The organism is Rhodococcus sp. DT1 (assembly GCF_049844875.1).
GTDB lineage: Bacteria > Actinomycetota > Actinomycetes > Mycobacteriales > Mycobacteriaceae > Rhodococcus.
In genome coordinates, this window is sequence record NZ_JBNCLW010000006.1 from 280478 (window position 1) to 294684 (window position 14207).

Here is a 14207-nt window from a genome sequence, read left to right on the forward strand (position 1 = left end):
GGGGGTCCGGCGGGGGGGCCGGGGGGCCGCGCGACTCACCCCGCTGGCGGTGGGGCCCGGCCGCCCGCCGCCCCCGGCCCGTCGTCGGCCGGAATCCACCGGCGCCAGCACCGCGGCAGCACCACCGGCCAGACGCAATGCCAACTCCACCGTCAGCTCGGCATTTGCCAAGCCTCGAACTCCGTCGGTGCCGAACAACCGACCCATAGACACGCCCCTCACCATTCACTGCGGTCACTACCGCGCAATGCTCCCCTGTTCCGCGGCACGGCGTACCCGGCCCCGGAATCTGACGGAAGACAGAATGCACGAAAGCAGGCGCCGGTAGCGAATCTCTACCGACGCCTGCTCTCGTGGTCGAACAAGTGCCGAGGCTGACCAGGTCAGCGTCGGCGACACATCAGCGCTTGGAGTACTGAGATGCCTTACGGGCCTTCTTCAGGCCGTACTTCTTACGCTCGACGGCACGCGGGTCACGCGTGAGGAAGCCGGCGCGCTTGAGCGCGGGGCGATCCTCGGGAGTGACCTCGATGAGTGCACGTGCGATGGCGAGACGCAGCGCGCCGGCCTGGCCGGACGGGCCGCCACCATGCAGGCGAGCGTGGATGTCGAAGCCCTCGGGGCGCTCGACGGTCACCAGCGGCGACTTCACGAGCTGCTGGTGCACCTTGTTCGGGAAGTAATCCTCGATGGTGCGCCCGTTGAGGACGAAGTTGCCGGAGCCGGGCACCAGACGCACGCGGACCACGGCCTCCTTACGGCGACCGACGGTCTGGATCGGACGGTCGAGCACGATCGGAGCCACGGGCTCCGCAACAGCCTCTTCGGCCACGTACTCGTCTGCAGCGACCTCGACGTTGTCGGCGAACTCTTCGACGTTCGTCACGTTCTCGTTCTGTTCCTCGGGTGTCGTCACTGTGCCACCTGCTTGATCTCGAACGGCACCGGCTGCTGCGCGGCGTGGGGATGGTTCGGGCCCGCGTAGACCTTCAGCTTCTTGGCGATGGCGCGGCCGAGCTTGTTCTTCGGGAGCATGCCGGTGACGGCCTTCTCCACGAGACGATCGGGGTTCTTGTCGAGAACCTCGCCGACCGAACGACCCCGCAGGCCACCCGGGTAACCGGAGTGGTGGTACAGGAACTTGTCGGTCCGCTTGTTGCCGGAGATGGCGACCTTGTCGGCGTTGATGATGACGACGAAATCACCGCCGTCCATGTGCGGAGCAAAGGTGGGCTTGTGCTTGCCACGGAGCAGGTTTGCCGCCTGCACCGCGAGGCGGCCGAGGACCACGTCGGTGGCGTCGATGACGTGCCACTCGTGGGTCAGCTCGCTGGCCTTCGGTGTGTACGTAGACACAGAATTTCCTCGTCTATCGTTTTCGCTGCTGGCCCGCGTGCCGCCGATGGTCACACCCGGCGGCCAGTTGAGACCCGGGATGAGATGTTCGCCGCGCACAAGGCAACGACGACGGACGACACGCCGAGGAACCACTTTACCGGCGCAGCGGCCGGTAGGTCAAAACGCGTCCGGACGGCACGACGTCCCGGCGGCCTCTCCACCACCGGGACGCTGTGCCGTGGGTTCTCCCCCTGCACCCACCGGACGCACCGGGTATCACCCCGGGAAGCGTGCCTGGTTCCTCCGTTCGGTTGCCAGCATGTCGTCGTTGCCGCTCGACACGATCCGGCCGATGTCCTGCAGCACCTGGATCAGGCCCGCTTCGGCCCGGTTCCACCGCTGCTGCGTCGCGACGTAGTCGGCCTGCGCCTCACCACTCCACGTGGCCACCAGCGGCGCTACCTGCGATTCGATCCGGTCGAGCGTGTCCCTGATCGCCTTCTCGCCCGAGACGAGACGCGCGTGCAGATCTGCGACGCCCGCGAAATTCTGGAAGATCTCGGATCCACCGTCGACTGTCACTGTTCGTTCTCCTTCAGCTGGATTCGGGACCGGGGATCAGAACGAACCGCGGAGAAGGGAACCGGCACCGGGGTCGACGGCACCGAGCGCCCGTGCGTTCTCCTGTTCGGTCGCGTCGTAGGACCGGCCGCTGGTCCGCACCGCTTCCGCGAGTTCGTCGAGCGCGGCGGTCAGGTTGGTGTTGTTGACATTCCAGCGCTCCATGATTCCGGCGAAGCGCGTGGCGGACACACCTCGCCACACGGACGGTGCGGACTGCACGACGTCGCCGAGCACTCGGAGAATCCCCACGAGTTCGTTGCGAGAATCCTGAAGTTGCCCCGCGACCACCTCCATGGTTGCGACATCTGTGCTCAAGCCATTCGAGTGGCCGGACCCTGCTCCGGCCGACGGTTCGGTCACGAGTGCTCCTTCGATCGTTCCGCGCACCGGCTGTCTCAGCCCCCCAGTTGGTCTGAGCCGGATTGCGCCTACACAAGGTTGGACGCCGCAACCGGCCGAGCGGTTCCCTCGGATCCGGAATTCGTTTTCCAGCGTGTCTTCACCCGGTCCGGAGGGTGTGCACCGCCTGCTCGCACTCGCGCCGGATCCCTGCCCACTCACCGTCGAGGAACTGGCAACCCACCGCGACCTGCAACCCCGGGAAGACCACGACCGACCACCGAACCTCGGAGAATTCGTCGGGCACTTCGGTGTAGGCGATCACACTCCGGTCCGCGAATGTGGTGTCGGCGTCCATATTTCGAATCACCCGGCCGCGTTCCTCCGCCCGTGTCCCGAGCACCGCGGCCACGGCATGCTCGTCCATGCCGTCGGCCAGGACGCTGTGCACGATCACGATTCTCCGGTCGGTGCCCGACGCCGGGACGAGTTCCGCACGCCCGGAGTCCGCCGATTCCGGCGTTCGCAGGCGCCAGGAACCGGGCAGGTCGAGGCGCACCGGCCCGATCTCGAAGCGAGCCGGCCGATCCGTGCGGGGCTGTGAGAGATCCGGGTCTGCCGCCGAGGCGGGGCTGTCGGTGGCACCGGCGCCGTCGCCGGTCGTCCCGGCACCCGCCACGGATCCGGGGGGCGCGTGTGCGCCGACCCACAGGAACACCGCGGCGAGCAGACCGACGCTCACCACCGCGAGGATCACTTTGGCGGTTCGCCCGTTGCGGGTGGCAGGAGTTCCCGGTGTCCGTACCTCGTGTAGCCACGGCACCGTCGAGGCGGTCTCGGCGGGGGCGGTCTCCTGGACGCGGCGGCCGGACACTGCCGCCACCATCTCCGCGGCAGCGACCGGCACGGTCGGGACGGTGCCGGCGATCCGGTTCGCTATCTGCTCGCACGCCGACCCTCCCGCCGGTTCGCCCGGCGCACCGGTCACGACCAGCACACAAGAGTCTTCCCGGCCGTCGTTCACCGCTGCGATCAGCGACCTGACCGCCCCTTCCGCAGACACGGTGTCGCCTGCATCCGCCGCCACGAGGTCGTCGACCAGGATCTCCGGATTCCGGGCGACCCGGTCGACCGCCGGACCGTCATCGCGCGACCCCGGCATGACCGATACAGCGGTGACGCCTCGCTCGGCGAACTCGAGCACGACGTACCGCTCGGCATCGCCTTGGTGCGCGGCACGACATGCCGCAACGGAGACCGGAACCAGCAGCACGTTGTGCGCGACCTGACGCGCGGCCGTGTCCAGTAGGCGGCGGCGACGCTCGTTCCACCAGGTCGGGTGCACCACGACGGCTGTCGCGACCATCGATGGGGCACCCACGGCCGCGGCGGCATAGCACACGAGTCCGGTCAGCACGGGTCCTGGCTCGTGGCCGTCCGTTCGCGGCGAGGCAACCGCAGCGGGGTCGTCGACCGTGTCGGTGACGTCGATCGCGTCCGGAGAGTCGAGAGCCGAGTCGCCGAACACCCAGCCGCCGCCGAACCGAGCCGCGACCGCGGGTACCGATCGTGACGTCTCACCCCATTTCCCCCGCACCCACCCCGGCAGCACGGCCAGGACCAGCACTTCCGGCGACGTCACGGCAGCGGTGACCATGCGGTCTGCACGAGCGACGCGCCGTCGCGGCGCACGAGCAGTCCTCTTCCGGCCGGCATGGGCGACGGGCGAGCCGAGCCCACCAGCGCACCTTCGTCCCGATTGCCGCTCATCACCAGCCCGGGACTGGAAAGTTCGCGCAATCGGGCCAGCACCGGTTCGAACAGTGCCCTGCCCGCGCCTCCGGCTCGGCGCGCCACCACGAGGTGCAGACCCAGGTCCTTGGCTTGCGGCAGATACTCGAGCAGCGGGGCCAACGGATTCTGGCCGCTCGCCGCAACCATGTCGTAGTCGTCGACGATCACGAAGACCTCCGGCCCGGACCACCACGAACGGTCCCGCAATTGCTGTTGAGTCGTCCCCGGCCCGGGCAGTCGCCGCTCGAAGATCCCGGCGAGTTCCTGGGCCATCGTGGCCAGCACACTCGCGGCCGGTGCGTAGCCGCCGAGGTGGTCGCCCTCGACCACGCCGAGCAGGGTGCGGCGGTAGTCACCGACGATGATGCGCACCTGGTCGGAGGTGTTCGACTCCATCAATCCTCGGCAGATGCCACGGAGCACGGCTGTCTTCCCGCAGCCGGAATCACCGAATACGAGGAGATGCGGGCTGTCGGTGAAGTCCACGGCGACCGGCGCGAGTTCCGCCTCGTCGATGCCGATCGGGATCGTCAGACGCACCGCGGGCGGCGCATCCGGGCCACTCGGCCATCCGCGGGGCAGCGCCGCGAGCAGATCGGCGCGATCGATGGTGTCGGGCAGCATCCGGACCCTCGGTGCGCGTCCGCCGGGCGTCGCGGCGGCGATCGCGGCGACCGCTGCCGACACTCCGACGCCGAGATCGGTGGTGTCCGTGACACCGTCCACGCGCGGCAGCGCCACGAGGATGTGCAGCCCGTCGCGGTCGATCCCACGGCCCGGTCTCCCCTCCGGCACCGTCGCCGCCTTCTTCCGTCCGTACTCCGAATCGGACGGATCCCCGAGGCGCAGTTCGAGTCGCGTGCCGAACTGATCCCGCATCGCCGGACGGACATCCCCCCAGCGGGGCGCACTGAGCACCACGTGGATACCGTACGAAAGCCCCTGGGACGCCAAAACACTCACGACCTGCTCGAGAGCCTCGAAGTCCTGCCGGATACTCGGCCATCCGTCGATCACGAGGAAGACATCGCCGAACGGATCGGTGGACGTGCCGGGTGCGCCGCCGGCCCGGCGGCGGCGAAACTCCGCCATCGACTCGATACCCTGCTCGGCGAACAGTCGCTCTCGGCTCCGCAACAACGACACGAGTTCCGCCACGGTACGCCGCACCCGATCGGCATCGAGACGGGTTGCGACCGATCCGACGTGAGGCAGCGCTGCCAGACCTGCGAGCGCACCGCCTCCGAAGTCGAGACAGTAGAACTGCACCTGCTCCGCGGTATGCGTCAGGGCCGTCGACACGACGAGAGTGCGCAGCAGCGTCGACTTTCCCGCCTGGGGACCGCCCACGATCACGACGTTGCCGGCCGCACCCGCAAGATCCACCACGAGAAGGTCGCGGCGTTGATCGAACGGCCGGTCGACGATGCCGACAGGAGTCCGCAGGGGGGCGAGCTGGGGTACCTCGCCCGTGAGGACCGAGCGCGGCACCAGCGCATCGAGAGTCGGAGACTCCTCGAGGGGAGGAAGCCACACTTCGTGCGCGGGTGTTCCGTGTCCGCGGATCCGGTCCACGACGAGGTCGAGGAGGCTACGGCCTCCTGCGGCCGCCGTGTCGTCCGTAATGTCCGGTGCCGGGACCGCCTGCGGAACAGGATCGTCGAGCGGAACGGCGCGCGCGGTGAACACCCGGGGCCGCAGTGCACCGGTGACTCCGTGCACCGCAGTCCGCCGGGACGGGCGTCCGGACACCGAGGGCCCGGAAACGTACGCCGCGGCGAACCGGACGATCTCCGCCGAATCCGACTTGAGGTAACCCGCACCCGGCGCCGACGGCAGATGGTACGCATCGGGAACGCCGAGGACGCTGCGCGATTCGTTCGCAGAGAACGTCTTGAGGCCGATGCGGTAGGACAGGTGACTGTCGAGCCCTCGCAGTCGTCCCTCGTCGAGTCGCTGGCTGGCGAGCAGAAGATGCATGTGCAGCGAGCGCCCCAGCCGTCCGATCGCCGCGAACAGGTCGGCGAATTCCGGTTGCTGCGAAAGTAGTTCGGAGAACTCGTCCACGACGATGAACAACGCCGGGAGCGGATCGAGGGGAGCACCCGCCGCACGTGCCTTTTCGTAGTCTCCGACGTTGGCGAAGTTTCCGGACGCCCGGAGCAACTCCTGCCTGCGGTTCATTTCACCCTCGAGTGCGTCCTTCATCCGGTCGACCATTGCGAGTTCATCCGCGAGATTGGTAATGATCGCCGCTACATGGGGAAGGCCTTCCAACCCCAGAAAGGTTGCACCGCCCTTGAAGTCGACCAGAACGAGATTGAGATCGTCGGGCGAATGAGTGGCGACGAGCCCGAGGACAAGTGTGCGCAGTAACTCCGACTTCCCTGATCCGGTCGCTCCGATGCACAGACCGTGTGGGCCCATCCCGTTCTCGGCGGCTTCCTTCAGGTCGATCTCCACAGGTCTGCCGTCGGGATCGACACCGATGGGAACCCGCAGACGGTCGCGCCCCCGGCGTGGGACCCATGCTCGGCCGGGATCGAAGCGCAGCACGTCGCCGACCCCCACAAGGTCCTGCCAGGTGGCCGGACCTTCGTCGGAGTTGTCGCCTGCCGAAGCCTGCGCGACCACGCGATACGGAGCCAGACGGCGCGCGACCGTCTGAGCCCGTGGCGCGCTGACGGAATCGGCGTCGGCGAACGATTCGACCTCCACGCCGGATCGTGCGCCGACAGAGCCGTCCTCCACCACGAGTTGGAGACCGCGAGCCGACGCGAGTCGCGGCGCGAAACCCGACAGGTCGAGGATCGTCAGCGAATCCAGCCCGTCCTCGAGCAGTCCCGACCCGGACCCCGACACACCACCGTCGACCACGACGACGAGCTGCGGAACTCCCTCGAAGGCCGGGGCATTGCGTGTGAAGCGTCCTCGGGTCGAGAGGACCGGAGCGAGGTCCGTCTCCAGTTCGAGGACCGAGCCGAAGACCATTCGCGCGCTCCCCGCACCGTCGCGGGCGTCGGGGTGCTGAACATGCGGGAGCCATTTGGCCCACTCCCATTCCGCGGCGGTGTCCGGTCCGCAGACGACCGCTACCCGAAGGACGTCCGGCCCGTGAAAGGTGCACAACTGAATGAGCATCGCGCGCACCAGAGACCGGGCGGCCTGCCTGTCTCCGGCGAGTCCGATCGCCGCAAAGCCTCGCAGTGCGACCGCCGTGGGCAGCGCGGGTACCACCGAGTGGGCGCGCACAAATCGCCGGAGGGAGACCGCCGCGACCGGCTCGAGATCTTCGAGCGGACCGGTGTCCGGTGCGACGAGGCGGGTGGCGAGTCGCTGCCCGCCCCGTCCGACCCGCACGTGGCAGAAATCCGCGTCGGTGCACCGCCGTTCCCACATCCGCGCGGTGCCGACGAGAGTCCAGAGCAGGGCGGGGTCGGGGTGTGCCCATTCGAGCGACTTGCGCTGTTCGCCACTGGTTTCGGTGACCTCGCGCCGGACCTGGTCGAGATACCGGAGATAGTCTTTGCGGTCTTCGTCCACCTCGGAGGTCTTCGTTCCTCCGCGCCCGCCGTTCGCGAGCATGCCGACCATCGAGACGACCATCATGATCGGGAAGATCATCGCCATCGGACTCCGGGCCATGCCGGAGGTGAACATCAGCGCCATCATGCCGATCATGGCCGCCACCATCACGAGCGGCAGTAACCTCACCAGCAGATTCCCTGGCGTCGGACGCGGAATATCGGGCGGCGCTTGCACACTCAACTCGCCGCTCGGAGCCCGCGGAGCCTCCTTGCGCGCTGCGCGCACGAAGCGCTCGGTACTCAACGTTCGCCACCCCCGGAACACCGCATCCCACAACCGTCCCCCGACGGCCGACCCCCACGGTCCGAGGAAGGGTAGCGCACGACGCAGACATACAGGGCACCTCGTGATCGGGTCCTGCCGGCGACTCCGTCACGAGACACCGACCGGCGCGTGTCGTATGGTCTGCGTCGTCCCGGTCGGCGCGGTGCACATCCGAGGGGAGCCGCTCGCAGCGGCCGGCGACCGAGTGAACGACGGGGGAAGAAGAGCGATGACGTCCGCGCAGACCGGATCCGAGCATCACGGCGCTGTCCAGGCTCCGGACCTGTGCCGGATCACGGTGCTCGCGCAGCACACCGAGGTGGATCTCGCTCTTCCCCTCGGAGTTCCTGTGGCGCTGCTGATTCCCGGCATCGTGGACCTCGTCGCATCGCACCGGGCTGCGAACCGGTTCGATCTCACGCCCGAGCAGGTGGAGCCGGGGGCGTGGACGCTCGCCCGGATCGGTCATGCGCCGCTTGCGGGTGCGCTGAGCCTCGACGAACACGGGGTACGCGACGGCGAGTTGCTCGTCCTGGCCGATGCCGGATCTCCTGCACCTCCCCCGCTGTTCGACGACGTGATGTATGCGGTGGCGGTGGAGGGCAAGGACAGCTTGCGCCGGTGGGGTGCCGCTCCCGCGGGTGTGCTGGCAACGGTGCTCGCTCCGGCGGCGCTCGCTGCGGGCTGTTTTTCCCTGCTGCAACTGCCGGCGGGTCCTCACCGACTCGTGGCGGGCGCGATCGCGGCGGTGCTGGGCGTTCTGCTCCTGGTCGCGGCAGCGGTCGTCTCACGCGGCTACGGCGACCCGCGGACAGGGCTCCTGCCCGCCGTCTGCGCGGTACCGCCGGTGTTCGCCGCGGGAGTGCTGCTCGTGCCGGGCAATGTGGGGCCTCCACAACTACTGCTCGGGGCAGTGCTGGTCGGTGCGGCCGCGGTGATCGCCTTGCGAACGGCCATGGTCGGTACTGCGACGTTCACCGGTGTCGCCGCCGCTGCGGCAGGTGCGGCGGTCGCACTGGTCCTTGCGTCGACGGCCGGTGCGGGGCCGCACGCGGTCGGGGCGGGCACGGTGATCGCAGCCTTGCTTCTCGTGGCTTCCGCGCCACGTCTCGCAGCGGTTCTCGGCCGCCTGCCCGTACCTCCGGTACCCGTACCCGGAACGTCACTCGACCCGGTATCGCCCGATCCGGAGGCAGCCGCTCCGCTCCCGTCGTTCGGGGAACTCGAGGCGCGGATAGGACGCGCCCGCGCGCATCTGACGGGGCTGGTCTACGCCGCGGCCGCCCTGGCTGTCGGCGGCGCGTGGTGCGCGGCCTATCCGGTGGCCGGGGCGGTGTCGTGGCCGGGGGTCGGTCTGGCCGTCACCACCGCGGTCGTGCTGATGTTCCGGGGCCGCTCCTACACGTCCGTGACCGAAGCGGTGCCGCTGGTGGTGGGCGGCGCGACCATCCTGATCGGGCTGATCACCGGAGCGGCGGTACTCGCCCCGGTTCCGCCGTGGTTCGTCTCCGCCGCTGCCCTGGCAATGTTCGCCGGCGCGATCGTGTTCGGTGTGGTGGCGCCCCGCCGTCAGTTCACGCCGGTGCAGCGCCGGATCGCGGAACTGACCGAATACACCGTGATCGCGCTCATCGTTCCGCTCGCGTGCTGGGTCGCGGGCTTGTACTCCGCGGTGCGGGGGCTGTGAAGGGATGCGACGGCCTGCGGCGTCCGCCTGCGTTGTCGTCATCGCGGCTGTGATCGCAGGCGGCGGCAGTCCGGCAGCGGCGAGACCACCCGTTCCGGATCCCGCCCTTCTGCCGTCCGGTGGCACTCCGGCGCCGCCGGACGCCACGGAACAACGCATCGTGTGCTCCGAACCGGAGGAGGCACCGGACGGGCCCCAGATGCCCGTTGCCCAGCGGATTCTCGATTTCGAGTCCGTCTGGCCGCTCACCCGGGGCGCGGGGCAAGTCGTCGCGGTCATCGACACCGGGGTGCAACCCCATCCCCGGCTACCCGCACTGCAACCGGGTGGCGATTACGTGTCGACAGGGGACGGCACGGACGACTGCGACGCACACGGCACACTCGTCGCAGGTCTCATCGCGGCTGCCCAGGTTCCCGGATCCGGGTTCGCCGGTGGTGCGCCCGATGTCCAGCTGATCACGATTCGCCAGTCGAGCGGACGGTACTCTGATCGGGCACGCGCAGACGACGACACCGCCCGCAATGCCACCGGTTACGGCGACGTGCGCACACTCGCCCTCGCGCTCCGTCGAGCGGTGGATCTGGGTGCGACCGTCGTGAACATCTCGGAGGTGGCATGCCGGACCACTGCCGAAGGGCTGTTCGACGGCCCCTTGGGTGCGGCGGTGCAGTACGCCACCGATGTCGAAGACGTCGTCGTGGTCGTGGCGGCCGGGAACACCGATACCTGCCGCCCCGGCAATCCTGGATCGCTCGATCCTGCTGCGCCCGAGGACGATCCGTGGAATTCTGTAACGACTCTGGCGTCGCCCGCTTGGTACGACGACTACGTGCTCGCCGTCGGCGCTGTCGAACCCGACGGCACCCCGTCCGAATACAGCCTGCCCGGCCCGTGGGTGGATGTCGCGGCACCGGGCAGCGGACTGGTCTCCTTGAATCCCGGCACGGCGGGTCTCGTGGACCAGGTCTGGGGATCGAACGGGCCGCAATCGATTTCCGGTACCAGTTTCGCAGCGCCACTGGTCGCGGCGACTGCGGCTCTCGTGCGTGCCCGGCACCCGCACCTGACCGCACGTGAGGTGATGGCCCGGATCGAGGCGACCGCGCACGCCCCTGCCGAGGGCTGGAATCCGCGGGTCGGCCACGGGATCGTGGATCCGTACGCAGCCGTCACTGCCCCACTGTCGGCGAACCGTTCATATCCGGTAGAGGCGCGTCCACCCGAACCGCACCCGCTCGCTGCCCCCGCAGACACTCCCCCGCCGGACAACCGGTCGCGCACCATCGCGCTGATCGCTGCGGCCGCTGTGTGTATCGCGCTGGTGCCCGTCGTGTTGCTGTCGATCCCGCGGCGCCGTCTCGGCGCGCGGACCTGAGCTGTCAGCCTCCCGCGCGTAGGGGTGCGGGGCTCGGGTCCGGTGCAACACCGTCGTGTGCGAGCAGCGCCTCTGCCCTGCCGAGGGCGGGACCGGGTGCGAGGAGTTCCACCATCGGCCACGGAGCGCGGACCGGGTCCGACAGACCCAGGGCTGCCGCGGATTCACCGTCCACGATGCCGTACCGGACCCCGGTGTCCGCGACATAGAACAACGGGCCGGCGCGATCGCTACCGGGTGTCACGGCCGTCGTGCCGAGGTACACGCCCCGCCCCGGCGGAACGTACACGGCGTCGGCGTTCGGGCCGGCGCCGTCCGCTTGCGCCGGTACCACCGGGACGGCGTCCTCGGCGAGGGGGAGCCCGGTGCCGGCCGACAACCCCAGCGTGGAGCGGTTCCGGTCGTCCCCGGGTCCCGTCGGGTCCCAGGTCAGACACGCCACGGGAGCGTCAGCCGGCTCCACGATGTCGGGAATCACGGCGGGGAAGGTCGCCACCGCAAGCTCCCGCACGGCGGGCGCATCCTTGAGGACGTCCGGCGGTACGACCGGGATCTCCGCCGCCCCCTGGGAATCCGACGCGTGCAGGATCTGCGCGGTCGCGCGCGACACCTCTTGAACGCCGTCACGCAGCACGACATGGAAACTCTGCCCATCGGGTTCGGTCAGCGCCACCACAGATCCGACGGGCAACCCGCGAACGTGCACGCTCGGAGCACCGCCCGCACCGGGAATCACCGGAGCGGCGAGAGCAGGCACTTCGGGAATCGCGCCCAGGAGGCCGGGACTCACCGGACGAGCCCGCGTCACATCGAGACCGAGCACGCGCGTCAACGCACGGTCGTCCGGATCGATCTCGGCTCGAACCCCGTTGTACACCAAGTAGAAACGATCGTCGGACGAGACGAGAAACGCTTCGTCGTCGCGCAGGGGTGTATTTCTGCCACTCTCCGGCTCGCCGACGACGACGGCGGTCGTCACGGCGAGCATTCCGTGAGGTTCGACGGTGTCGCACACGGTCCACGGCCGATCGTCCGCACCGTGTGCCAGCGACGACGGCGCCCCCGGGATCCCCACAAGAGGGCCACGGGGGCGATCCGCCAGCTGGTCGTCGGCCACAACGACCGGTTCGACAGGCGAGCCGAGCACGAGGCGTGCGGACGCGAGGTTGAGGGCGGGGTGGAAGGTCCCGTCGATGGCGACATACAGCGCGCCGGACTCGCGTCCGACGACGACGGTGGCATCCCCGATCCGGTCCTGAGGCCGGAACAGCGCCAGCGCGGCGCAGCCGGCGAGTCCGAGGCAGGCCACGACCGTTCCCACGGCGAGCGCGCGGGATTGGGAGCGAAGCGGGTCGTGGATCATCCGCACATCGCGTCGCACCAATGCGTGTCCCATGCGCCGCATGAGAAATCTGTATCCGCTGACCTGCCATCGCGTGGTCGGCTGTGCTGCCATGCATCTCCCCCTGTGCGGCACGCTCTCTGCCGCAACACAGTACAGTTCCGCCGGGAAGTCCGGTGGAGCGCAGGGGGCGCGGCCGGGCGGGATCGGGGGGAGACATGGCTGGGGCTTCGGCGGCGGCGGGTCGGACGAAATCCGTTGCCGTCACTCGTCTGGTGATCGCACAGATCTCTGCGGTGGCGGTGTGGGCCGCAGTGCACGGTGCCACCGGGCGGATGTGGCCGGCGGTAGCGGCGGGCGCGCTCGTCGCGGCGGCCCTGATCATCCCCGTTCGCGGAGTCGATGCGATCACGTTCGCCTCCACACTGGTGCGCTACCGGTTCGGACGACGCGGACACGAAGCGGTCCTGCGCGACTTCCCGCAGCCGGCCGGGCGCCCGATCGGTCTGAGCTGGGACGCTCCATACGTGACGGCGGTCGTCGAAGTCGTGTCGCGGCCCGGGCAGGTCATGCGACTGGGGCGCGACAGCGTCGAGGCCGAGGTCACGCTGCCGCTCGACGCGATCGCATCGTGCCTGCGCCGGCACGACGTCACCCTCGACGGGATCGATGTGGTGACGCACGGATGGCGGGTACGCGATTCGAGCCCGGCAGGGCAGGTCTACGCACACCTGCTGGGTCCGCTGCCCGCTGCAGCCGAGCGAACGGTCTGGCTCGCTCTCCGTCTCGACGTGTCGACCTGTGGTGAGGCGATCGCCCGGCGCGGCGGCGGAGCGGAAGGGGCGGCACGCACCGTCGCGGCGGCGGCGCGGCGCGTCGTGCGAGTGCTCGACGAAGGAGGTTGTGCGGGAATCATTCTCAGCGCCTCCGACATCGAGAACGCGTCGCGTCGCGTCGCGCACGGTGTCGCGCCCGCCGAATTCGCGCGGCACCCACATCACGTCCCCCTCCCGATGGGCTTCAACAGCGGTGGCTACTTCGACCCCCGCCGATTCGGTCGGCGAGCAGCGACCAGCGTGTGGACCTATCCCGCCCTCTCCTCGACACTCGTGGTCCGGCTGCGGCCGGGAGATCATGGCGCCGTCCGGGTCGCGGGATCGGCTCGGTTCACCACGAGATCACCTGTCGTTCCCGCGCTGCCCGGACTCCGCTGCCCGTACGGGCTCGACCGGGAGTCGTTGACCGCCGCCTTGCCGGTCGCGGCTCCGCGGCTCGAGCACGTGGCGCCGTTGCGTGATGTGAGTGCCGGCGAACTGGATGGGCTCGCACTGCCACCGGGCGGTTGCGGTCAGCTCATCGGTTCGGACGATGCCGGGCGTGCGGTCACCGTGCGACTCTTCGGCCCCGGGATCCGCTCTGTGCATGTCGCGGGTGAGTTGTACCTGGCACAGCAGGTCGTGTTCAGAGCGGTGGCCGTGGGAGCGCGAGTCCTCCTGCACACCGACCGGGTCGGTGCGTGGCGACCACTGCTCGACGGTGCTGCCGGACCAGATCGGCTTCGCGTGGCAGGTGAGTACGCCGACGACCGGAAGTTCGACACCGTGGTCTACGACGGCGTGCGGCCCACGACGGTTCCGCCCCAGGTCAGCGCGATTCACGTGCAGATGCACCCGGACAGCCTGCCCGGAGAACGCCCCACGGTCTTGCTTCACCAACCGGGCGCATCGGGAGACCGGATCCTGCTCACGACAGCCGGCACCCGCGTGCGCCTCACGCTCGTGACCATTGCCGCCGAGACCACCCATATCGGCCGGCCGCGGAGTCCCGAACCTGTTCCGGTGTCCTGACTGCCC

Annotated in this window: 10 protein-coding genes and 1 pseudogene; 3 read left to right on the forward strand and 8 right to left on the reverse strand. The window is 69.3% G+C overall.

Annotated features, from left to right (window positions below; genetic code table 11):
- From ACLQ3J_RS17325 to eccCa, 7 genes and pseudogenes are all read right to left on the reverse strand, one after another.
- Nucleotides 1–207 (reverse strand): annotated as a pseudogene (locus tag ACLQ3J_RS17325) (hypothetical protein); the annotation flags it as partial.
- 193 nt (nucleotides 208–400) lie between these two features.
- Nucleotides 401–916 carry a 30S ribosomal protein S9 gene (rpsI, locus tag ACLQ3J_RS17330; RefSeq protein WP_169619941.1) on the reverse strand — a complete coding sequence of 172 codons (516 nt, stop codon included), beginning with the start codon at nucleotides 914–916 and terminating at the stop codon, nucleotides 401–403.
- On the reverse strand, nucleotides 913–1356 hold the full coding sequence (gene rplM, locus ACLQ3J_RS17335) for a 50S ribosomal protein L13 (protein WP_169619942.1): 444 nt from the start codon (nucleotides 1354–1356) through the stop codon (nucleotides 913–915). The genes rpsI and rplM overlap by 4 nt, the downstream gene beginning before the upstream one ends.
- A gap of 258 nt (nucleotides 1357–1614) precedes the next feature.
- Entirely contained in the window at nucleotides 1615–1920 is a 306-nt protein-coding gene (locus ACLQ3J_RS17340; RefSeq protein ID WP_169619943.1) for a WXG100 family type VII secretion target, read from the reverse strand.
- Nucleotides 1921–1956: 36 nt separating this feature from the next.
- The gene (locus ACLQ3J_RS17345; protein ID WP_296551762.1) at nucleotides 1957–2322 is read right to left on the reverse strand and encodes a WXG100 family type VII secretion target; all 366 of its coding nucleotides are present in this window, start codon (nucleotides 2320–2322) and stop codon (nucleotides 1957–1959) included.
- Nucleotides 2323–2461: 139 nt separating this feature from the next.
- Nucleotides 2462–3958: a type VII secretion-associated protein gene (locus ACLQ3J_RS17350; RefSeq protein ID WP_425903997.1), complete on the reverse strand. Its 1497-nt coding sequence runs from the start codon at nucleotides 3956–3958 to the stop codon at nucleotides 2462–2464.
- The gene (gene eccCa, locus ACLQ3J_RS17355) at nucleotides 3940–7926 is read right to left on the reverse strand and encodes a type VII secretion protein EccCa (RefSeq protein WP_425903999.1); all 3987 of its coding nucleotides are present in this window, start codon (nucleotides 7924–7926) and stop codon (nucleotides 3940–3942) included. The genes ACLQ3J_RS17350 and eccCa overlap by 19 nt, the downstream gene beginning before the upstream one ends.
- A gap of 250 nt (nucleotides 7927–8176) precedes the next feature.
- On the opposite strand from eccCa, the gene eccD reads away from it, so the two are divergent.
- Nucleotides 8177–9634 (forward strand): type VII secretion integral membrane protein EccD, encoded by a 1458-nt coding sequence (eccD, locus tag ACLQ3J_RS17360; protein WP_169619946.1) that lies wholly within the window; start codon nucleotides 8177–8179, stop codon nucleotides 9632–9634.
- A 4-nt stretch (nucleotides 9635–9638) separates the two neighbouring features.
- Entirely contained in the window at nucleotides 9639–11012 is a 1374-nt protein-coding gene (gene mycP / locus ACLQ3J_RS17365; protein WP_169619947.1) for a type VII secretion-associated serine protease mycosin, read from the forward strand.
- A gap of 4 nt (nucleotides 11013–11016) precedes the next feature.
- On the opposite strand, the gene eccB is transcribed toward mycP, so the two are convergent.
- Complete coding sequence (gene eccB / locus ACLQ3J_RS17370) at nucleotides 11017–12468, reverse strand: type VII secretion protein EccB (RefSeq protein ID WP_169619948.1); 1452 nt, start codon at nucleotides 12466–12468, stop codon at nucleotides 11017–11019.
- A 104-nt stretch (nucleotides 12469–12572) separates the two neighbouring features.
- On the opposite strand from eccB, the gene eccE reads away from it, so the two are divergent.
- The gene (eccE, locus tag ACLQ3J_RS17375; RefSeq protein ID WP_425904000.1) at nucleotides 12573–14201 is read left to right on the forward strand and encodes a type VII secretion protein EccE; all 1629 of its coding nucleotides are present in this window, start codon (nucleotides 12573–12575) and stop codon (nucleotides 14199–14201) included.
- Nucleotides 14202–14207 lie beyond the last annotated feature (6 nt).